This window comes from Halalkalibacter oceani (assembly GCF_023715605.1).
Lineage (GTDB): Bacteria > Bacillota > Bacilli > Bacillales > Bacillaceae_D > Halalkalibacter > Halalkalibacter oceani.
In genome coordinates, this window is sequence record NZ_JAMBOL010000036.1 from 13,223 (window position 1) to 33,715 (window position 20,493).

Here is a 20,493-nt window from a genome sequence, read left to right on the forward strand (position 1 = left end):
ATATGGTTGACGAAGAAGCCTAAAAAAAGGGTTGTGCGAAAAGGTTTTTGCTTTGGCACAGCCCTTTTATTATCGGAGAGAATTTCCAATTAATCGAGTCCTGCCTGAGAACCGGGAAGCTCATGCAACAGGTTTTCACTGCTTGCTTCGAGTTTCATCGGATATAGCTCCACTTTGTTGGGGGCGAGCTTTTTCAATTCAGGATAGACAGCGGCCGAGGCGTAAATCCTGTCCCATTTTGCCAGTGAATCTGAAGGCCTTCCGCTTTCTTCCCAGCCGAGCGTTTCCGAACGGATTTGCTCCAGCCCTGCTTCTCGGACCCGGTTCGCCATCCAACTTCCGCCAGCTTGGCCGAGACATACAAAAGCGACCCGGGTATTTTGCTTCAGCTTGGCCAGGTCCAGTAGAAAGGACGTTTCAACAGTGGCGCCGATGACTAAAATCCTGCTATTGAAGCGTGAGAAGCATGTTTTCACTTCCTCAGCATGATTGAGTGTCGTCACAATAACGTGATATTGTTGAGCGAGCTGGCTGCATAATTCGTTTTTTTCCTGTAAGTCTTCGAGAAATGCCGTTTCCACTTTTTCTCCGGTCTCACGTTCAATGGCCTTTCGATAAAAAGGGTGGTCATGTCCTTTGCATTCGATCAGTACAATCCGGGCCTGTGCAGAGGAGGAAGGATGGAGGAGCAAAGTGTAGGCGAGGCCGGTGGTGAAAAACTGGCGCAGATCCAGTTCTTTGGCCTCGGCTTGATCGATTGTCTGTTTGATGAGATCAAAGAGAGAAGCCTGTTCTTTATAAAGCCGGTTGGCTTGGGCGGTCACCTGCGTTCCGCGGCCTTTGCTCATCGTGACGAGTCCTTCCTCCCGCAACTGATTATATACCCAATTGACAGTGTTGCGGTTCATTCCTAATTGATCCGCCAATTGACTTGCGGCAGGAAGCATATCTCCTGTTCTAATAAGTCCGATGCCAATCAGGCATTTTAACTGCTCACGGATTTGAGTGTTCACATTAAACGTTAACTCAGGGTTCACTCGTAAAGGCAATTGTTTTTCTTCCACTACACCCAGCTCCTATTATCATAGTTGACTAGTTATATTATAATGTGGAACTTTCATTTAATCAAACATAATCCCTGTAAAATAATGATTGACACAATAAAGGAACTATAATATAACTAAATAACTAGTTAACTATAAATTTAGGGGTGGTTTTATGGACGCAACAGAATTTTTTACGAAAATGAAAGGACAAGGCAGAAGTCCGCTTAAAGTCGTTCCGCGCAACGCAATCATTGGAGGGATTGGCGGTTTTTTTGCAATCGGCGTTTTGGCTATGCTGACAAACTGGACATCGAACTTATGGATTATGGCGCCTTTCGGGGCAAGCTGTGTTCTGGCATTCGGGCTTTGGGAGGCACCGCTTTCCCAGCCGCGCAACATTATCGGCGGGCATTTTATCTCCACTTTTGTCGGTTTGGCGTTGTTGCATCTGTTTGGTCAAAGCATGTGGGTCATGGCAACAGGAGTCGGTCTGGCAATTGCGATGATGATGCTGACAAAAACGACCCATCCACCTGCGGGAGCTGATCCGTTAGTCGTGATAGCAGCTGGCAGCGGCTGGTCATTTCTATTGATGCCTGTGCTCGTCGGTTCGGTCATCATTGTCCTTGCCGCATTGCTGATCAACAATCTTGACCATGGACGTCGCTATCCTACTTTTTGGTGGTAAGCTCATTGCAATGAAAAGCTGGAATAAGAGGGGGATGTCTCCCTTTTATTCTGGTTTTTTTATTTGAAACCTTTCCTAGGAACATACGAAACAAGCCGCGAATTAGTAGATTTTTTAAATAATTAATGGATTTGGGTTGACGTGTAATAATGTATACATTATTATTTATACAAAAGATGCCAGACTCGGCGATTACATTGCTTGTCGCTACCGGCAATCATCGGCCGAATACGGAAGAGGAATTAAAGGGAATGGTTGGCGAAGCTAACTTTTCCCGCTTTCGGATCGTCAACCACAATGCTTCCGATCCTGAGCAATTGGTGTATTTAGGAAAGACGAAGCATGGGCTGGATGTTGAGGTCAACCGGCTCGTCGTCGAAGCGGATGTGACGATTACGACCGGGATTATTACGCCTCATCAGACGGCCGGATTTAGCGGCGGCCGCAAAAGTATTGTCCCGGGCGTGGCCGGGGTGAAAAGCTTAATGCAGCACCACTCCTTTCCAATTCGTTCCGAAGAACCGGTGATGGGGAAGATGGAACATAATCGCTTTCACGAAGAAGCCGTAGAAGCGGCGCGGAAGGTCGGCGTTGATTTCATCGTCAATGTTGTCAAAAATAATGAAGGCCACATCGTCGGAGTAGTGGCCGGGGATTTAGAAGAAGCACATGAAGCCGGGGTACAAATTTGCAGGCACGCCTGGGAGCTGGAGGTACCTGAGCTTTATGACATTACGATTGTATCGCCGGGTGGATATCCGAAAGACTTTGATATGCATCAATCGCAAAAGGCACTCGCTTCGGCGGAGATCATCACGAAGCCGGGCGGATCGATTATTTTAGTGGCGGAATGCCAGGATGGAATCGGTTCTTTCAGTAAGCTGATGGCAGAATCGAGGGATCCGCAGGAAGTGATTAGACGCTTTAAGGAAGACGGCTTCAGCAGTCAGAATCATTCCTCAAAAGCCTATATGTATGCCAGGGCGCTGGCGAAATATCATATTTACTTTATCTCCGGTCATTTGGACCCGATCGAGTTGAAGAAAATGTTTTTTGTTCCTTCGGAAACAATTGAAGCTGCTTATCACAATGCAAAGCAAATGTGTGCCTCTGTTCCTAAAGTAGCCCTGCTGCCCTATGCAGTCGATTGCCTTCTGAAAGTAAAGCCAACCTAAAAAGTAAAAAAAAGACAAAAATCATTGTCTTTGAAAAATGTATACATTATACTATTAGTATACTATTTAGGTGATACAGGTGGTGATTGAAAAGGCATGAAAAAGGTAGTTTCACAGTTAGCTAAAGATCGGATTGCGGCGATATTAAGAGAAGAAATTTTATCAAGAAATTTAAAGCCCGGTCAAAAGTTACTAGAAAAAGAGCTATGCGAGAAATTAGGAGTCAGCCGCACGCCTTTGCGTGAAGCGATTCGCAATTTAGAAGTGGAAGGATTAGTGGAAAGCATCCCAAACCGGGGCTCACGGGTGAAGGTGATGACAACAAAGGATGTTGTCAATTTGTTTGAGCTGCGAATTGAGCTGGAAGCGATGGCGACGAGGAAGTCAGTTCCCCATTTGACTGAGGCGGATATTGAAGGGCTTCATGCGATCCAACAGGAGCTGCTGGAAGCGACGGCGAGAAGCTCTTGGAGCGAGGTCGATGCGCTCAATAAAAAATTTCATTCTTTATTGAGATGCAAAGGAGAGAATGATCGGCTCCTTTCCATCATTGATCAGCTCTATCAAGTGGGAGGAATTATTCGGGTATCGACATTTTCGATTCCGGGCCGCGCTTTAAAGGCATTAGAGGAGCATGTGGACATATTGGAGGCGGTAGCTGCTAGAGATGCTGAGCGTGCCGGCCAGCTCATGTACGATCATTTAACAGTGGCGAGAGATACGCTCTTAAAGCATTTGGAAGATCTACAGTTTTCTGAATAGCAACGACTGTTTGTGCAGGGAGTGGGAGAAGCACCGGAATGAAAGGTGAGTAGGACAAGATGACAAATTGGGATATGAAGAAGTAGTGGACATTTTATCGATTGTTTTACCGATTTTCATCATCTTTGCATGTGGCTTTTTTCTAAAGAAAAAATTTAATGGTGATATCCGGACATTGTCAAATATTAGCTTCAACTGCTTATTGCCGGCACTTGTCTTTAAAAATTTCTACAGTTCCACCATCAGCGGCGATATTGGCTGGCTCGTATTGTTTGAAGTGGTGCTCCTCCTTGCGATCATTGTGATCAGTATCATTTTGGCAAGATGCTTCCGTTTTAATAAAGAGAGGGAAACGGGCCTGCTTCTCGTCGCCTCCTTTCCGAATGCGGGGAATTACGGGAGCTCGATTATTTTACTGGCGTATGGCCAGGAGGGCTTTCAGTGGGCAATCGCTTTTTTCGTTATTCAATCCATGATGATGAATTCTCTCGGGGTGTTATTTGCCGCCCAGGACAAAGGCGGGATTGGTGATACGCTGAAGAAGCTTTTAAAAATGCCCGTCCTCTATGCCGGATTACTGGGCTTTCTGTGCCAGTCGTTAACCATTGAGCTTCATCCGATTGTTTACCATCCAATCGAGATGCTCAGTCAGGCGATGATTCCGATGCTTATGCTGTTGCTCGGAATGCAGCTGGCAACGATTAAACGCTTCAGCTTTGCGAAGGGGATTGCGCTCGGTGTAACGATTCGCCTCGTGCTTTCCCCCGTACTCGCTTTTCTTTTGTTGCCTTTCTTTTCGTTTGATGAGATGGCAAGCAACGTCATTCTTCTTCAGGCGGCGATGCCGGCCGCGATCGTCCCCGTTTTATTGGCGAATCAATACGGACGAGAGCCGGAAATGGTCGCCGGAATTACGCTGTTCAGTACGATTGTGTCGGCGGGAACGATCTCGTTTCTCTTATGGCTATTGCATTAAATGAACCGGGTTGACAGCGAAGAGGTCAATTGAAAAATAAGAACTTGCGCCTGATGGCAAGTTCTTATTTTTTTGATAGATGAGTTGATCTAAAAAATAGTCGGTACCATCCCGCCATCCATACGAATAGGAGAGCCTTTAAATGCGGAGGCATAAGGGCTGCATAGAAAGGCAGCGAGTCGACCGATTTCAACTGGTCTAATAAAACGCTGTATCTCAGATTGAGGGAGGTTTGCCAGCATAAATGCTTCCTCCTTTTCTGAGAATGTCATCTTATTTGGATACAAGCTGTCAATGATCTGTTGTACGTTTTCCGACAGGGTTGGTCCCGGCATAATCGTATTGACTGTAACTTCTGTCCCTTTTGTTAATTTAGACAGGCTCTTGGCTAAGGATAATAGCATTGATTTGGTCATACAATACTGAGGCATTTGCCCCGATGGCATCACCGCCTCCTCACTAGCAATAAAGAGGATCCGACCATAGCCGCGCTGCACCATGGTAGGTAAATAAAATTTGGATAATCCGTTTGCGGCAAGGACATTGGTGCGAAAGTATGTTTCCCATATTTGATCGTCAATGTCCTCATATTGCATGATTTCGTAAATTCCCATATTGTTAACGAGAATATCAATATTCGGATACTTTTCAAATAAGGCTTCTCTCTGTTTATGATCGACCAGATCAGCGATAGCATTTTGCGGAGAGGTCTGAGGGAATTCTGCCTTTATCTGATTGACTGTTCGTTCTACTTCGTCCTCCTTTCGGCCATTGATCACTACATTCACGCCTTCTTTGGCAAGTTCAAAAGCAATTGCTTTCCCGATACCTTTTGTTGACCCTGTAACTAAAGCTGTTTTAGTGTGTAGGTTCATTTCCATTTATATCCCTCTTTCCTTGTTTTACTTATCACGCTTCAGAAAGCGCTCTTTTGCACGGATATCTAAATGCTGTATACGCCATTGAGAAGGTGTATCGCCTTCCCAATGGCGGAAAGCCCGGTAGAACGAACTCTCGTCTTCATAGCCAATTAAAAAAGCTATTTCCTTAATGTCGAGTGTAGGGTTTGCCAGGTATTCCCTTGCCTGTTCATGCCGGGCTTGTATCAACAGTTGTTTGAAACTCGTTCCCTCAGCTATAAGCCGGCGTTGCAATGTGCGGTCGCTTATCCCTAATTCGCCCGCAACAGAATGAATAGAAGGACGCCCCCCTGTCAGGCTGCGTTTCATAATCCACTTGACCTTCCTGGTGACTGAAAAGCTATCGTGTAGCTCGTCACACGACTGGTCTAAAACCGGAGTAAGAATTTCCAGTAATTCTGCGTTGTAGGAGACAAAAGGGAGGTCCAACTCACTTCGCTCCAAGGTCAGACGGTTGCAGGCTGCATTGTTCTGGATCTGACAGCCAAAGTATGCTTCAAGTGTTTCACTGTCTCCCATTGGATGGGAAAATTCAACTGCCCTTGCTTTCAATGGTTGCCCTGTACCACGGCGGCCTAGTTCAAGAAGAAAGGCCAGTGTGATCCCAACGAGCATTGGCGGTCCGGATTGCTCTGGACGGAGCCATTTCAGTTCGATTGTGCAGTGTCCATCTTCCTCTGTAATGTGTAATGATTCGGGGGGACATAGCTGTTTGTAGCGTGCCATCCTGTATAAGGCGTCGCGATAGTTGCGCGCATGGTAAGTCGCCAAGATCGGCGGCGGATATTTCGATGTTTCAAAGGAGGTTGCCAGCTGGATGATTCCTTTAGCTGTGTCGCCAATGAGATCCGAGTAACTTTGCCAAATCGCAAAATATTGAGCTGTGTTGACAGCGGGTTCTGAAATAATCGTAAGTGGTAGTTGCGCTTTCCGAATGACGTCATGAGGAGCAATCCCCAATTGTCGCAGTCCCGACCAAAATCCTTCTGGGATTTTAATTCGTGTATGAGATGTCATTCATACCGTCCCTCCTTTGTATGAAAAGAAAAGCAGCTGTGCGATTTTCTCCATCTGCACAGTATTCGTTTCGCTTTTTATTGTCACTTATTATACTAACGATCTCTTGTTCCTCTGTAACTAACAAATAACGCCAATTCAATTGCCGATGACGCCAGGCGGCGACCGTCCAAGAAGCAAATAAGTGGGACCGAGGCAGTTAATGAAACGTTTGTTTAAGTCGTATTCTTTGTATAGATATTGCTTTGTCGCTTATAATAAACTGGTAAATATTCACACTCTTATAAAAAGAGGTGGGGAGTTTTACAGGTGGGTACTAATTAAGGTGGTAAACAAAGGAGGAAGAAGCAGTGGCAACAGAGAAGTTGAATATCGGGATTATTCTTGGTAGTACACGTGATGGTCGAGTGAGTCCGCAAGTGGGAGAGTGGGTCAAAGCAATCGCCGAGCAGCGTGGCGATGCCAACTACGAAATTGTTGATATCGCTGAGTTTCAATTGCCGTTTTTAGGAACGACAGATGGAACAGAGCCGGGGATTGCGGCGTGGAACGAGAAGCTTGCCGGTCTAGATGGCTTTGTCTTCATCGTTCAGGAGTACAATCACAGCATTACGGGAGCGTTGAAAAATGCGGTTGATTTTGCCCGTGAAGCATGGTTTAACAAGGCGGCCGGGATTGTCAGCTACGGCTCGACAGGCGGGGCGCGTGCCGCAGAGCATTTACGCGGAATTTTGGGCGAGCTGCTCGTCGCTGATGTCAGAACTCATCCAACTTTGTCGCTGTTTACTGATTTTGAGAACTTTACAGTATTTAAGCCTGCTGAATTGCATCAAAAAAATGTGAATGAAATGCTTGATCAAGTCATTGCCTGGAGCGGGGCGTTAAAGACGTTGCGAACATCATAAATAAAACGAAAATCACCTATGGAAGATATCGACCTTCTGTAGGTGATTTTTTGCCCTGCTTAAAAAAACAAAAATTACTTTGTACGTCCGATAGACAAACTAAGTTAACGGTGATATAATGCAATTGCTGAAAGCGTTTTCTAAAATGGATAAGGGGAGATGGGAAGATGAGCTACTTTGGCAATGTGAAGCAAATCAAGTTTGAAGGGGCAAGTTCAGACAATCCATTTGCGTATAAATACTATAATCCGGCTGAGCAGATTAACGGGCAATCGATGGAGCAGCTTCTTCGCTTTGCCGTGTCCTATTGGCATACGTTTACCGGGGAAGGAAACGATCCGTTCGGGGTTGGGACAGCTGTACGTCCATACGATCATTTATCAGGAATGGAACTGGCAAAAGCGCGTGTTGAAGCGTCATTTGAGTTCTTTGAAAAGCTTGGCGTGCCGTATTTCTGCTTCCATGACTTTGATATTGCACCGGAAGCGGATTCTTTGAGCGAAACATTGAAAAACGTAGATGTGATCGTTGACAGAATCGAAGAACACTTGAAAACGAGCAAAGTGAAATTGCTTTGGAACACAGCGAATATGTTCACCCATCCACGCTGGTTACATGGAGCGGCCACATCGCCGAATGCCGATGTTTTTGCTTATGCCGCCGCGAAGGTGAAGAAGGGACTGGAAATCGGCAAGCGTTTAGGGGCTGAAAATTTCGTGTTCTGGGGCGGACGTGAAGGCTATGAAACACTGCTTAACACCGATATGGGGCTGGAGCTTGATAATCTGGCGCGCTTCTTTCACATGGCGAAAGACTATGCAAAGGAAATTGGCTTTGACGGCCAGTTTTTAATTGAGCCGAAGCCGAAGGAGCCGACAAAGCATCAATATGATTTTGATGTCGCCACCGGTCTGGCCTTTTTACAAAAATACGATTTGCAGGATATTTTTAAATTCAATGTGGAAGCGAACCATGCGACATTGGCGGGGCACACGTTTGAGCATGAGCTGCGGACGGCGCGTATTAACGGGATGCTCGGCTCAGTCGATGCAAACCAGGGAGATCCGCTGCTTGGCTGGGATACGGATGAGTTTCCGACGGATTTGTATTCAACGACATTGGGAATGTATGAAATTATTAAAAACGGTGGTCTTGGTTCAGGTGGACTGAACTTTGATGCGAAGGTCAGACGTGGATCGTTTGATGTCGATGATCTGTTTTATTCTCATATTGCCGGAATGGACGCTTTTGCGATCGGGGCCAAGGTAGCGCAACGATTAATTGATGACCGTGTACTGGACGATTTTATCGCGGAGCGTTACCGCAGCTACACGACGGGAATCGGCCGTGAGATCGTCGAAGGGAAAACAGACTTTCATAAGCTGGAGCAGCATGCGTTACGGATCGACAGCATCGACAATAATCAGTCCGGCAGACTGGAGCAGCTGAAGGCGACTGTGAACAAGTACCTAGTAGAAACTTTCGCGAGTGTTCACTCATCATAGATTCATAGATTAACATGTACTGATTGCTTAAGGCATTCAGTACATTTTTATATGAGGCAGGGAAGGGGAGGCAATGATGAAAGTCAGTGAACGGATATTTGGCAAAATCAACGGGCAGACAGTGAAAGCCTTTTTGCTGAAAAACGACAACGGAATGGAAGTCGGCTGTATCAACTATGGCTGCACGATAACAAAGATTGTTGTTCCGGATAAGCACGGCAGGCTTGAAAATGTCGTCATAGGATATGAAACGCTGGAGAAATATCTCGATCAGACTGCTTTTTTTGGCTGCGTCATCGGCCGGGTGGCAGGACGGATTGGCAATGCCGAGTTTGAATTGGACGGCATCGTGCACCGCCTGGCGAAAAATGAAGGGGAACACCATCTTCATGGCGGGAAGACCGGTTTTGATAAAGTCGTGTGGGAGGCCCGGACCGAAGAAAACGCTGATGAGCTGAAAGTAATCTTTACCCATGAAAGCCCTAATCAGACAGAAGGCTATCCGGGTCGTGTAAGCATCAAGGTGACCTATCACGTAAACAATAAAAACGAGCTGATGATCTCTTATCGGGCGGTGACGGATCAGAAAACGATTGTTAATCTGACGAACCATTCTTATTTTAACTTGAGCGGCAATGGACAAAGGGATGTGCTTCAACATAAGCTTACGTTAAAAAGCGACCGCTTTTTGCCACTGAATGAGAGTTTGCTGCCGACAGGCGAAAAGCTTGACGTGGCGAATACCCCATTTGATTTCCGGACAGGCAGACGTCTGCAGGACGGGGTCACGTCGCATCATCCGCAGAATCAGTTGGCCGGAGGCGGCTACGATCATCCATTCATTTTAAGCGCGAACCATCAGGAAGAAATCCGTTTAGTTGATGAAGAAAGTGGGAGGGAGCTAATCGTCGAAACAGATGAGCCTTGCGTTGTCGTTTATACAGCCAATACGATTGAAGAAGACCGTTGGAAAAAGCATATGGGCGTTTGCCTAGAGACACAGCATCATCCTGACGCTGTCCATCACGCTGATTTTCCGTCTATCCTTTTGGAAAAAGATGAGGAGTACCGGACGGCGACGACGTACCGCTTTGCGGTTACATAAGAATGGCCCTGCCGGGAGAATGGTTCCTGACAGGGCGTCGGCTTCGCGCGTTACGCTGATGGCTGAAAAAAGCCCGTTTTCAGCCATCCTTAAACGATTGTAACGGCTCCGCACGCCGCTTCTAAGAAAAGCCGCTACGCGGTTTTCTTAATGATGCCGCTCTTTATAGATAAAGTAATCAAAGTCGGCGTGTAAACGTTGGCCGGACGTGTCTTGACATTGCATCCCGACAAAGGCACCGGTGAAGAAACCGCCTCCCTGGATATAGTCATCCGACAGTTTATAGGAGTGAAAGTCGATCGGGATTTCTGTCCACTCTTTGCCGGTAAAGGAGTAGGAATAACGGTAAAGGTGAGTGTCTACGTTAACGCGCAAATAAACGTAGTCGATATTCTCCGGGATGACAATCGGGCGGTCCCGCAACGGCTGATCAAATGTAAAATGATCGCATGTCGTCAGTTCAAGCACTCTGCCTTTTTCTTCATTCCATGTTAGCTGGAGCGCGGTCCAGTTTTGCGTATTGTAATAGTTTACTAGTCCGGCCGCCTGCTGGAATGTCTCAGGGTGAAAGGCCACCTTTGTTTCGGCGGTGAAGGTGAAATGTTGCCAGCGCCTTGCCACATAGGCCTGGGTAAACTTCGATGTCAGTGATTCCCTTCCGTAGAGCCGCAGATGGCCGGGGCGTTCCTTGAGTGAAGCAATGCTCTCATCAAGCGGAATCCGCAGCGTCTGGAAATGGAGGCTCAATGTATCCTGGTCAAAATCATCCTTTTCGGCAACGTCGTCCCATTTTACTTCGTCGATGGCCGGTCCTTCGATTTCAAGGGCCGGTTCATTGCCGCCGACGACATAAGGCCAGTCGTTTTTCCATTCAAGCCGCTGAATCGCCGTTTCTCTTCCGAGCGGGCAGAAGCCGCGCGGGTCGAGTAGCGGTTGATTTTCTCTTGGTAACGGTCTGCCTGTTAAATGAACGAGAAACCATTCATCGGTATGCGTCTGAACGATTGAAGCGTGGCCGGCCTTTTGCAGCGGGTTTCTCGGATAAGGAAACGATGTAATAAGCGGGTTTTCCGGATGAACGTCATAAGGTCCCCATATATTTTTCGAACGGGCGATTGTCGCCTGGTGGTCATATTTTGTACCGCCTTCAGCCGTCAGCAAATAATAATAGCCGTTGGCTTTATATACATGCGGCGCCTCGGTCAGCTTAATGTCGGTTCCTTTGAAAATGATTTCCTTTTTGCCGACCAGCTTCTGCTGTTCGACGTCATATTCCTGAAGAACGATCCCGTAAAAATTATGATGAGAGACGCGGTGATCCCAAACCATGTTTACGAAGTATTTTTTTCCGTCGTCATCATGGAATAAGGAAGGGTCGAATCCTGAACTGTTCATATGGATTGGCTCTGACCATTCACCGTCAATCGTCTCACATGTAACGAGGTAGTTATGACAATCCTTCCATTGGCCCTCGGTCACTTTTACGTCCGTATAGATGAGCCAAAACATCCCGTCATGATAGGAGAGGGCCGGCGCCCATACTCCGCCGGAGTCCGGGTTTCCGATCATCTGCAGCTGGCTGAGACGGTTTAACGGCCGGGAAACGAGCCGCCAGTTTTTTAAGTCCTTTGAATGGTAGATGCCTACACCGGGAAACCATTCGAAGGTCGAAACGGCAATGTAATAATCTTCACCGGCGCGGCAAATAGACGGGTCCGGGTTGAAGCCTGGTAAAATCGGGTTTCGAATGATCGACATGTTTATCACCTCTGCATGTATTTTAGTAAAGCGCTTACAGATCGCTGTGCCAAAAGGCCGGACTTTCAGCCTTTTAATTTTCCTCTAAATTAATCGCCAGAAAATGCTCGGTAGAGGAGGCGGCAACCCCCAGGGCGGCTGAGCGCTTTTCTAATTTGGAAAAATCAATTTGCAAGTTTTTCTGGTGCGTGGCCAATGCATGTTTTTTCAAGCTGTCCCTCAGTATCTCTTCAAGCCATGTTTGCAAGGCGGCGAGCCGGTTGCCGATAATAATTTGTTCAGGATTAAACGTATTAATAATGTTGTTAATGCCGATTGCCAGATTTTCGCCGAGCTTTCCGATTAACTGCAAGGTTCTTTCATCCCCAGAGCTTGCCAGTTGAACAACGGCCTCCAAGGTTGCTTCTTCCCCCGTTGCAAAGATCCCTTGCTGTTCGGCCATTTGCAGCAGCGCTTTTTCAGAGGCGTAGAGCTCCCAGCAGCCTTTGTTGCCACAGTTGCAGAGCGGTCCATCAAGATTGATCGTCATATGGCCGAGTTCACCGGATAAACCGTTATGCCCTTTATAAAGCTCGCCGTTCAAAATAAGTCCGACCCCGATGCCAATTCCGCCGCTAATATAAATGATGTCATTGCATTTTTGGCCGATGCCGAATTTCTTTTCCCCATAAGCCCCGGCATTTGCTTCGTTTTCCACCTTTACGGGCACATGATATTTTTTTTCAAGAAGGCTCTTCAGATCAACATTTCTCCAGTTCAGGTTAGGAGCGAGCAAAATCTCCTCAGCGGTGCTTACTGTCCCGGGCACGCCAATCCCGATGCCGACGACGCCGTAGGGGCTGTCAGGCATGTTGGCCATTAATTCGTCGATTACCTCATAAAGGATGTCACTAATCTCCCTGAAGGTCGGGTGGTTCACTTTAATCTGCTTCTCATAGCAAATTACGCCTTGAAGGTCGGTAAGGACAGCGAGAACATAGTTGACGCCAATATCAATGCCAATTGAGTAGCCGGCGGTTTGATTAAACAGCAGCATGACCGGTCTTCTTCCGCCACTTGAAACACCTGGTCCGGATTCGAGAATTAATTGTTCCTCCAGCAGCTCATTAACGAGCGAGGAAACGGTTCCTTTATTAAGGCCAGTTTTTGTGGCGAGGGCCGCTCTGGAAACGGGAAAAAATTGTTTAATCGCATGAAGGATCAAGGACTTATTTCGTTTTTTGACGACATGTTGGTTGAACGTTTGAGTCATTTTCATGATTGGTCCACGCTTTCTTGAGTTTAGATTTAGGCTGAGTTCATTACAGTCCGCCGGTCGTCATATGGAATGCAACCGCTTCCTTGAGCACTATTATAACATGTATTATTCAATTTATCACTTAGTTTATCCACTAGACAAACGATGTTTTTCATGCTATTCTAGCCTTGAGTTAGCGAATACCTAACTTCTTCCAAATAATAAGTAAGGGGGATTCCGCAATGTTGAAAAGGAAAGCGGTTACATCGTTTTTTATGTTGCTGGCAGGGGTGCTGATTGCTACAGGATGCTCAAACACAAATGAAGATGCTGCAGTGGACGATAACGGAGCAGAAGGAGGCGCAACGGTAGAGTTCATGCATTTATGGCCACAGGGAAGCTCGGCAGAACATTACCGGATTGTCAATGAAATCATTGCCGATTTTGAAGAGGAGCATGGGATTTCGATTGATCTTCAAGTGTTAAGCAATGAGCAGTATAAAGATCAAATTACGGTTTTGTCCGCAGCGAATGAGCTTCCGGATGTCGGGATGACGTGGGCGGCCGGATACTTGGATCCATTTGTTGAAGGGAACAAGTTCACCCCGTTGGACGATATGCTGGAAGGCGGCCTGCGTGATGAATTTGTAGCGGGTACGCTCGAAGCGTATGAAAAAGATGGCCAGACGTACGGACTGCCTTTAGAATTAAATACGGTTTATGTTTACTATAATAAAGCGATTTTTGATGAGTATAATCTTGAAGCACCAACAACGTATGAGGAATTTGAGCAGGTGATCGCGACCTTAAATGAAAATAACGTGCAGCCGATCGCGCTCGGCAACAGAGACCGTTGGACAGGTTCAATGTGGTTCATGTACTTTGCAGACCGGATTGGCGGAACCGATGTGCTGACAAATGCGATTAACCGCTCTGGATCATTTGAAGATCCAGCTTTAGTCGAAGCGGCGGCAAAGGTTCAGGAGATGGTCGATAACGACTCGTTTGTAAGCGGATTCAACGGATTGGCTGATGAGGAAGCAAAAAGCATGTTTATGAATGAGCAGGCGGCGATGTATATGATCGCGACATGGGATTTGCCAAACTATACAACGAATGAGGATGTTCCGCAGGAATTCAGGGACAATGTAGGCTATTTCAAGTTCCCGACTGTGAACGGAGCAGGAGATGTCAACAGCTTTGTCGGTGGGCCTGGTGTCGGATTATTTGTCGCGGAAGACTCTGATGTGCAGGAAGAAGCGAAGCAGTTTGCCGCTTATTTTGTTGAGGAATGGGGCTCGAGAGCTGTAGCGGAAGCGGGCGTGATTCCAGCGACGATTGTCGACGGCGAAGGACTCGATTTACCTGAGATGTATGTCGAGGTATTGGAAGATTTGAATGATGCTACGAATCTGACTCTTTATGCAGATGTTCAAATGACGGCTGCCGTAGCGCAAACGCATTTGGATTTAATTCAATCTTTATTCGGCGGGGAGATCACCCCTGAAGAATTTGCCAGACAACATGAAGAAGCTCTTTCGGCACAGTAATACAGCTTTACTCTCGTAATCTGGCAACGAAATAATGGCCTCACTAAAAACAGCAGCTTCCATACAGTCACCAGGAAGCTGCTGAAACAGTATGACTTTTCAGTGGCCTCTTCCGTACGGACGTGTAAAAACCAGGCGCAGGCCTCGCTCGCTGCTTCAAGCCTGGAAAAAGGGGAAAATCAACCTTTTTATCCAGGCTCTTTTCTATTTCGCAAATAAGGGGGTATTGATATGAACAAAGTGATGTCCAATAAATGGTTTATCTCTTTCTATATTCTCCCTGCATTGTTACTCGTTGGTCTATTAATCTTCATTCCTTTAGTGTTAACCGGTTATTATGGTTTGATGAATTGGGACGGAATTGGCGCAATGCAGTTTATCGGCCTGGAAAATTATATGAACGTTCTCCAGGATACAAACTTCTGGCAAAGTGCCGGACACTCGTTTTTATTAGCTCTATTTTCGACTGTCAGTCTTGTTATTTATTTAGCTGTTTCGATGATTTTAGCTTCCAAAATCAAAGGGGCAGATCTGTTAAGAAAGATTTACTTAATTCCGATGCTGCTCTCGTCAGTCGCGATTGCCCAGCTGTGGATTAAAATCTATAATCCTTCAAACGGAATGCTGAATACGATACTCGCGGCATTCGGTGTGCAAAACCCGCCGCTATGGCTCGCTGATCCGAACATTGTCCTTTATTCGATCTTCATTCCGATTTTGTGGCAATATGCCGGGTTTTATATTCTGATTTATTATGCGGCGCTGAAAAGTATCCCTGAATCAATCATCGAGGCGGCGAAAATTGATGGGGCGACGCCATTTCAGATAGCGACCCGGATTAAGCTGCCTTTAATTATGGGCGTGATCAAAGTGACGATTGTGCTGGCGATTGTCGGCTCGCTGAAATACTTTGATTTGATTTACGTCATGACCGGCGGCGGGCCAAATGGAGCGAGTGAAGTGATGGCCTCTTATATGTACAAACTTGCTTTTGGTAACTATAACTTCGGCTACGGAAGCGCAGTCGGCTTTATGCTGCTTCTGATCACCTTGATCGTGACGATCATTATCCGCAAGCTGACCGCTGACAAAGAAGAGATCCAATATTAAAGGAGGTTTAGGCGATGGGGCGTATTGGTTATTTTTTTCTGTACCTTTGTTTAAGTGTTGTAGCTGTCTTTCAAATTTTCCCGATTATCTGGCTGTTTCTCTTTTCCTTAAAGAGCAATCGTGAAATTTTCGCCGGCTCACCATTTGCGCTTCCGCAGGAAATCAGATGGGAAAACTATTTAGCTGTCTGGGAAGGCGGAATCGGCAATTACTTTTGGAACAGCATTTGGATTACCGGAGTTTCGATTATTTTGACGCTGTTAATTGCGAGTATGGCTGTTTTTGTGATTACGAGAATGAGATGGAAGCTGAGTAAGCTCGTATTAGGGCTGTTTATGGTAGGGTTGATGATTCCGATTCATTCCGCGTTAATTCCGCTTTTCAGTATGTTTTTAAGTGTGAATTTAATCAATAATCCGCTGTCGATTGTGTTAACGTATACGGCTTACAACTTGCCGATCACGATCATGATTTTGCTTAGCTTTTATTATACGATTCCTAAAGAAATCGAAGAAGCGGCGATCATTGACGGAGCGTCCCTGCACCGCCTGTTTTTTACGATTATTTTACCGATTTCCAGTCCGGTGCTGGCGACGACGGCGATTATTAATATGATTTATAACTGGAATGAGTTTGTTTTTGTAAATACGTTTATCAGTTCTGATGCTTACAAAACATTGACCGTCGGCATTCAAAACTTCGTCGGCCAATATATGACGGACTGGGGCGCGATCGGAGCGACGCTTGTCATTAGCGTGCTGCCGATTTTGATTGCCTTTCTGTTTTTCAGCAACAAAATTGTCGAAGGAATTTCATCGAGTGCGGTAAAAGGGTAGTGATAAAAAAAGCCCCTACGCGCTTTTCTTAAAAAGAATAAAAATTTTGGAGGGCGGGGCGTCGGCTTCTAATAAAAACTGCTATGCGTTTTTCTTATGTATTCGTTGAAACGCATCAAGGGCGACCCACATCGTGATGAAGCTATAGAAGCTGGCACCGAATACGACAGCCAACGCCGGAATGACGGTGGCGAGCAAATAAAAGCCGCCGAGGCCAAGGATGATGAATAAGGTATGGAGAGGGCTGACGAGCATCGTTAAGAAGGCATTCCTGATCAGCTGAAAAACAGGCAAGTCGAAATGCGCATAGGCCGGGAAAAGGTAAAACAGTATGAGAATAAATAACAGCATCCCTCCAAGCAAAGGGGCAGATGTCCAGATCAGCAGCTCGCCGATATTAGCCTGAAGAAAAAAGAGATTGAAGATGAAGATAAATGAAATGAGATAGATGATAATGCCCAGCCGGTTGCTTTTACGAAACTCCTGCTTGTAAAGCTGCCAAAATGTATGAAAGACAGGCTGGTCGCTTTTCCCTTTCAGCCATTGGCGAATAACAGAAAACATCGCCACGGTAGCCGGGAATAATCCTACGACGATCCCGCCGGTTAACGTAAAGAAAATCCACAGCACATTTAAATAGGCAAAACGTGTGATCCATTCAAGGATACTGTATAATGCGCGCCCCATAATCGGCCTCCCTGCAATAAAGATACAGGATCTATTATATAATGCTTTATTCGTTTAATAAACAAACAAAGGGGGAGGAAATGCGATGAACTATGTAATCGGAATTGATTTAGGAACAAGCGCCGTCAAGCTGCTGCTCGTCAATCAGCAAGGGGCAGTGGCGGCAGAGGTTTCCAAAGCTTATCCTTTGATCCAGCAGAAAGCAGGCTACAGCGAACAGGAGCCGGACATATGGGTAAAGCAGACGATTGCCGGATTGAGCGAGCTGCTCGATCAGTTTACCGGAGATCGCTCACAAATTGTGGGACTCAGCTTCTCCGGCCAGATGCACGGGCTTGTGCTGTTGGATGAGAAGCAGAAGCCTTTGCGCAATGCAATTCTCTGGAATGATACGCGGACTACGGCGGAATGCCGGGAAATTTATGAGACGGCCGGCAAGGAGCGGCTTCTCCAGGTGACGAAAAACCCGGCGTTGGAAGGATTTACTCTGCCGAAAATTTTATGGGTGAAAAAGCATGAGCCTGCGCTTTTTCAAAAAGCGAAAACATTTGTCCTGCCAAAGGATTACGTCCGGCTAAAGCTGACCGGACAGCTTCATATCGATTATTCCGATGCGGCCGGGACGCTATTGCTCGACATCGCCAAAAAAGAATGGAGTCCCGAGCTTTGCCGCCTGTTCGGGCTGGCGCCTGACTTTTGCCCGCCGCTGATCGGTTCGCATGAAGAGGTGGGCACCGTTTTGCCAGAGGTGGCTGAACGTGCCGGGTTATCTGCGCAAACGCGCGTATTTGCCGGCGGGGCCGATAATGCGTGCGGAGCGATTGGCTCAGGCATTCTTGAGGAAGGAAAGACGCTGGCGAGTATCGGAACGTCCGGCGTTGTGCTTTCCTATGAATCAAGCGGGGATAAAGATTTTCAGGGAGTCGTTCATTATTTTAATCATGGCGCCCCTGACTGCTTTTATACGATGGGTGTGACGCTGGCCGCCGGCTTCAGCCTCAGCTGGTTTAAAGAGGTGTTTGCGAAGGATGAAAGCTACTCCGAACTGCTCGAAGAAGTCGATACGGTTCCGCCTGGCGCCAATGGACTGCTGTTTACCCCGTATTTGGCCGGGGAACGAACGCCGCATGCCGATTCGGTGATCCGCGGCAGCTTTATCGGCATTGACAGCTCGCATGAACGGAAGGACTTCGTTCGCGCGATCGTGGAGGGAATTACATTTTCCTTGCATGAATCGGTGCAAATTTTCCGTGAGCAGGGCAAGAGGATTGATACGATTGTCTCCATCGGCGGGGGCGCGCAGAACGAAACATGGCTGCAAATGCAGGCCGATATTTTTGAAGCGACGATCGTTAAGCTCTCAAGCGAGCAGGGACCGGGGATGGGGGCGGCGATGCTGGCCGCTGTCGGCTGTGGCTGGTTTCCGAGCCTGCGTCATTGTGCCGCTGCATTCTTGAAGGTCGAAAAAGAATTTCAGCCTGTCCAAGACAACGTGGAGCAGTACAAGGAACTGTTCCGGCTTTATCAGGCTGTCTATTTGAATACGAAGGAATTGAACAACAGCTTAGTCAAATTCCGAAAATAGGCTGTGTATTTAAAGAAGACTGAAACAAAGCTGGTTAGCCATACTAGGGGCCCTGCAAGAGGCTGTTTTCACCTTTTGCAGGGCCCTTTTCATATGCATAGTGCTTGAGGTAAATGTGCAAGTATAATAAAGTTGTTTAAGCATTCTAGCACTAACGAAGCAGAATAGTTTAACAAAAATGATTAGCACAGAATGTTGATAAGGGTATGAATTAGTGTATAATCGGAGGAATATTCTGTTAGTTGCTATTTTTAAGAGGGTGGGGGGAATTTAGTGGAAAAAAATGAATATGAGTGGGTAAAACAAACAAGGCAGATTTTATTAGAACAGTGTACAGAAATAAAGGAAAATGATTTCACAAGAGAAAGTGGGTTTGGTTTTCAGAGTATAAGGGATACATTAGTCCATGTGGCTGGTTGTTATCATGCTTGGCTTGGTTCCTTCGTACTTTCAGAAACAACATCACCACTATTAACAAAAGAAGCAATAGAAAAGATGCAGATAGGTGATATTCAACTCTATTTTCAACAAGCAGACAAATATGTAGATGCTGTATTTGAACGATTTACTGTAACATTTGACGATAATATCGAAAAAGAACTTTCTTGGAAAGAAGGAAGTGGAACTGTTAGAAAAACACCACATCAATTACTGATCCATTCTATTACGCATGAATTTCATCATAAAGGACAAATTGTAGCAATGCTACGTCTATTTGGTTACATACCTAAAAATACGGACATATTAGGACTTTCCGAATAAAGCTTTCTTCAACAAAAGGGTGGGGAAAAGCTAAGCTGTGACTCCAGCTGTTTAGCATGCAATAAAAAAGAAAGGCTGATGTAATGAAGGCAATCAAGCAAGGAGAGTTCCTGTTATTTGCGATACTTTCCATCTTTATCACGATAGTTTCAGGTTGTAGCCCTATCGTTGAGGAGGATACAACTACTCAATTTAAAACGGTACAGGAAGCGGCATTAGAAAGTGAGCTTGCAGCAGCTGATGTTTTTCATACTGAAGAATTAAATGAAACGGCATTTGCTTTTTACCAGTCTCCGGAGGGGTATGGAATTCTGCACTTTTCATTGAAAGAAGACGGTTGGGATTATCAAGGGAGTTCAGGCTACGCTACTGATGAGGAAAGAAAGCCTTTTTCTTTTGGGCAGTCGACGTGGCATAAAGGGGAAGTTTCCATGGAAGGTGAAAGCTCCTATACAACTGTATTTTTCGGGGAAGTGAGTGACGCTGAAATTAATAAAATGACGATTGAATATAACGATAGGAAACGTGATGCAAGTCTAATACGAAATAACGGGAGAACCTATTGGTATCTTGTTTCGGAACAAGATGACGGTAATGAAGGAGTAGACACGGTTTTTGCTTATTCCACTGATGGGGAATTGCTTTATCGGGAGGGGAATAACTAAATACCACTTCTTAATTAGACTTCACTACGTTGGTGCTGTATGTAGTACTGCTTTGAGCTTGAGAAACCTCAAGCTCATTTTTTGGTGTGCCCGGCATGTGCATGGGCTATAGGGTTCAAGTCCCGAGCAGTGAAGGTCACTGTAACTGTTAGCCAACGACAAGGGTGTCTAGGGTGACCTAGAATCTGAAGGAAGTCCGAGGCA

19 protein-coding genes are annotated in these 20,493 nt (G+C 46.2%); 13 read left to right on the plus strand and 6 right to left on the minus strand.

Annotated features, from left to right (window positions below; genetic code table 11):
• Positions 1–89: 89 nt before the first annotated feature.
• The gene (locus M3202_RS20220) at positions 90–1,064 is read right to left on the minus strand and encodes a GntR family transcriptional regulator (RefSeq protein ID WP_251225032.1); all 975 of its coding nucleotides are present in this window, start codon (positions 1,062–1,064) and stop codon (positions 90–92) included.
• Positions 1,065–1,218: 154 nt separating this feature from the next.
• Here M3202_RS20220 and M3202_RS20225 point away from each other — a divergent pair, with 154 nt between their 5' ends.
• The 4 genes from M3202_RS20225 (at position 1,219) to M3202_RS20240 (ending at position 4,647) form a co-directional block, all read left to right on the plus strand.
• On the plus strand, positions 1,219–1,734 hold the full coding sequence (locus tag M3202_RS20225) for an HPP family protein (protein WP_251225033.1): 516 nt from the start codon (positions 1,219–1,221) through the stop codon (positions 1,732–1,734).
• 149 nt (positions 1,735–1,883) lie between these two features.
• Positions 1,884–2,909, plus strand: a complete 1,026-nt coding sequence (locus M3202_RS20230) for a nickel-dependent lactate racemase family protein (protein WP_251225034.1) — start codon at positions 1,884–1,886, stop codon at positions 2,907–2,909.
• A gap of 96 nt (positions 2,910–3,005) precedes the next feature.
• Entirely contained in the window at positions 3,006–3,671 is a 666-nt protein-coding gene (locus M3202_RS20235) for a GntR family transcriptional regulator (RefSeq protein ID WP_251225035.1), read from the plus strand.
• Between the two features lie 67 nt (positions 3,672–3,738).
• A complete protein-coding gene (locus M3202_RS20240; protein WP_251225036.1) occupies positions 3,739–4,647 on the plus strand; it encodes an AEC family transporter in 909 nt (302 codons plus the stop codon).
• Between the two features lie 89 nt (positions 4,648–4,736).
• Here M3202_RS20240 and M3202_RS20245 read toward each other — a convergent pair whose 3' ends face one another.
• A complete protein-coding gene (locus tag M3202_RS20245) occupies positions 4,737–5,528 on the minus strand; it encodes an SDR family NAD(P)-dependent oxidoreductase (RefSeq protein WP_251225037.1) in 792 nt (263 codons plus the stop codon).
• Positions 5,529–5,549: 21 nt separating this feature from the next.
• Complete coding sequence (locus M3202_RS20250; protein ID WP_251225038.1) at positions 5,550–6,584, minus strand: AraC family transcriptional regulator; 1,035 nt, start codon at positions 6,582–6,584, stop codon at positions 5,550–5,552.
• A 350-nt stretch (positions 6,585–6,934) separates the two neighbouring features.
• Here M3202_RS20250 and M3202_RS20255 point away from each other — a divergent pair, with 350 nt between their 5' ends.
• From M3202_RS20255 to M3202_RS20265, 3 genes are all read left to right on the plus strand, one after another.
• Positions 6,935–7,489 carry an NADPH-dependent FMN reductase gene (locus M3202_RS20255; protein ID WP_251225039.1) on the plus strand — a complete coding sequence of 185 codons (555 nt, stop codon included), beginning with the start codon at positions 6,935–6,937 and terminating at the stop codon, positions 7,487–7,489.
• Positions 7,490–7,656: 167 nt separating this feature from the next.
• Positions 7,657–8,994 carry a xylose isomerase gene (xylA, locus tag M3202_RS20260; RefSeq protein ID WP_251225040.1) on the plus strand — a complete coding sequence of 446 codons (1,338 nt, stop codon included), beginning with the start codon at positions 7,657–7,659 and terminating at the stop codon, positions 8,992–8,994.
• 76 nt (positions 8,995–9,070) lie between these two features.
• Complete coding sequence (locus M3202_RS20265; RefSeq protein ID WP_251225051.1) at positions 9,071–10,099, plus strand: aldose epimerase family protein; 1,029 nt, start codon at positions 9,071–9,073, stop codon at positions 10,097–10,099.
• A 147-nt stretch (positions 10,100–10,246) separates the two neighbouring features.
• Here M3202_RS20265 and M3202_RS20270 read toward each other — a convergent pair whose 3' ends face one another.
• Positions 10,247–11,857 carry a glycoside hydrolase family 43 protein gene (locus M3202_RS20270; RefSeq protein WP_251225041.1) on the minus strand — a complete coding sequence of 537 codons (1,611 nt, stop codon included), beginning with the start codon at positions 11,855–11,857 and terminating at the stop codon, positions 10,247–10,249.
• Between the two features lie 73 nt (positions 11,858–11,930).
• Positions 11,931–13,115 carry an ROK family protein gene (locus M3202_RS20275; RefSeq protein ID WP_251225042.1) on the minus strand — a complete coding sequence of 395 codons (1,185 nt, stop codon included), beginning with the start codon at positions 13,113–13,115 and terminating at the stop codon, positions 11,931–11,933.
• A 221-nt stretch (positions 13,116–13,336) separates the two neighbouring features.
• Between M3202_RS20275 and M3202_RS20280 the strand changes: the two genes are divergently transcribed.
• The 3 genes from M3202_RS20280 (at position 13,337) to M3202_RS20290 (ending at position 16,590) form a co-directional block, all read left to right on the plus strand.
• The gene (locus M3202_RS20280) at positions 13,337–14,644 is read left to right on the plus strand and encodes an extracellular solute-binding protein (protein WP_251225043.1); all 1,308 of its coding nucleotides are present in this window, start codon (positions 13,337–13,339) and stop codon (positions 14,642–14,644) included.
• A 231-nt stretch (positions 14,645–14,875) separates the two neighbouring features.
• The gene (locus M3202_RS20285; RefSeq protein ID WP_251225044.1) at positions 14,876–15,754 is read left to right on the plus strand and encodes a carbohydrate ABC transporter permease; all 879 of its coding nucleotides are present in this window, start codon (positions 14,876–14,878) and stop codon (positions 15,752–15,754) included.
• A 14-nt stretch (positions 15,755–15,768) separates the two neighbouring features.
• The gene (locus M3202_RS20290) at positions 15,769–16,590 is read left to right on the plus strand and encodes a carbohydrate ABC transporter permease (protein WP_251225045.1); all 822 of its coding nucleotides are present in this window, start codon (positions 15,769–15,771) and stop codon (positions 16,588–16,590) included.
• Between the two features lie 81 nt (positions 16,591–16,671).
• Here the strand turns inward: M3202_RS20290 and M3202_RS20295 are convergent, their stop codons facing one another.
• On the minus strand, positions 16,672–17,277 hold the full coding sequence (locus tag M3202_RS20295; RefSeq protein ID WP_251225046.1) for a YesL family protein: 606 nt from the start codon (positions 17,275–17,277) through the stop codon (positions 16,672–16,674).
• Positions 17,278–17,362: 85 nt separating this feature from the next.
• Between M3202_RS20295 and xylB the strand changes: the two genes are divergently transcribed.
• The 3 genes from xylB (at position 17,363) to M3202_RS20310 (ending at position 20,289) form a co-directional block, all read left to right on the plus strand.
• A complete protein-coding gene (gene xylB / locus M3202_RS20300) occupies positions 17,363–18,862 on the plus strand; it encodes a xylulokinase (protein ID WP_251225047.1) in 1,500 nt (499 codons plus the stop codon).
• A gap of 273 nt (positions 18,863–19,135) precedes the next feature.
• Entirely contained in the window at positions 19,136–19,624 is a 489-nt protein-coding gene (locus M3202_RS20305; RefSeq protein ID WP_251225048.1) for a DinB family protein, read from the plus strand.
• A gap of 83 nt (positions 19,625–19,707) precedes the next feature.
• Positions 19,708–20,289, plus strand: a complete 582-nt coding sequence (locus M3202_RS20310) for a hypothetical protein (RefSeq protein WP_251225049.1) — start codon at positions 19,708–19,710, stop codon at positions 20,287–20,289.
• The last annotated feature ends 204 nt before the right edge of the window (positions 20,290–20,493 follow it).

Coding starts and splice junctions, on each gene's coding strand:
- M3202_RS20275 (WP_251225042.1), bottom strand. CDS start 13,115: ATGAAAATGACTCAAACGTTCAACCAACATGTCGTCAAAAAACGAAAT.
- xylA (WP_251225040.1), top strand. CDS start 7,657: ATGAGCTACTTTGGCAATGTGAAGCAAATCAAGTTTGAAGGGGCAAGT.
- M3202_RS20250 (WP_251225038.1), bottom strand. CDS start 6,584: ATGACATCTCATACACGAATTAAAATCCCAGAAGGATTTTGGTCGGGA.
- M3202_RS20285 (WP_251225044.1), top strand. CDS start 14,876: ATGAACAAAGTGATGTCCAATAAATGGTTTATCTCTTTCTATATTCTC.
- M3202_RS20245 (WP_251225037.1), bottom strand. CDS start 5,528: ATGGAAATGAACCTACACACTAAAACAGCTTTAGTTACAGGGTCAACA.
- xylB (WP_251225047.1), top strand. CDS start 17,363: ATGAACTATGTAATCGGAATTGATTTAGGAACAAGCGCCGTCAAGCTG.
- M3202_RS20265 (WP_251225051.1), top strand. CDS start 9,071: ATGAAAGTCAGTGAACGGATATTTGGCAAAATCAACGGGCAGACAGTG.
- M3202_RS20290 (WP_251225045.1), top strand. CDS start 15,769: ATGGGGCGTATTGGTTATTTTTTTCTGTACCTTTGTTTAAGTGTTGTA.
- M3202_RS20230 (WP_251225034.1), top strand. CDS start 1,884: ATGTATACATTATTATTTATACAAAAGATGCCAGACTCGGCGATTACA.
- M3202_RS20295 (WP_251225046.1), bottom strand. CDS start 17,277: ATGGGGCGCGCATTATACAGTATCCTTGAATGGATCACACGTTTTGCC.
- M3202_RS20310 (WP_251225049.1), top strand. CDS start 19,708: ATGAAGGCAATCAAGCAAGGAGAGTTCCTGTTATTTGCGATACTTTCC.
- M3202_RS20235 (WP_251225035.1), top strand. CDS start 3,006: ATGAAAAAGGTAGTTTCACAGTTAGCTAAAGATCGGATTGCGGCGATA.
- M3202_RS20225 (WP_251225033.1), top strand. CDS start 1,219: ATGGACGCAACAGAATTTTTTACGAAAATGAAAGGACAAGGCAGAAGT.
- M3202_RS20280 (WP_251225043.1), top strand. CDS start 13,337: ATGTTGAAAAGGAAAGCGGTTACATCGTTTTTTATGTTGCTGGCAGGG.
- M3202_RS20270 (WP_251225041.1), bottom strand. CDS start 11,857: ATGTCGATCATTCGAAACCCGATTTTACCAGGCTTCAACCCGGACCCG.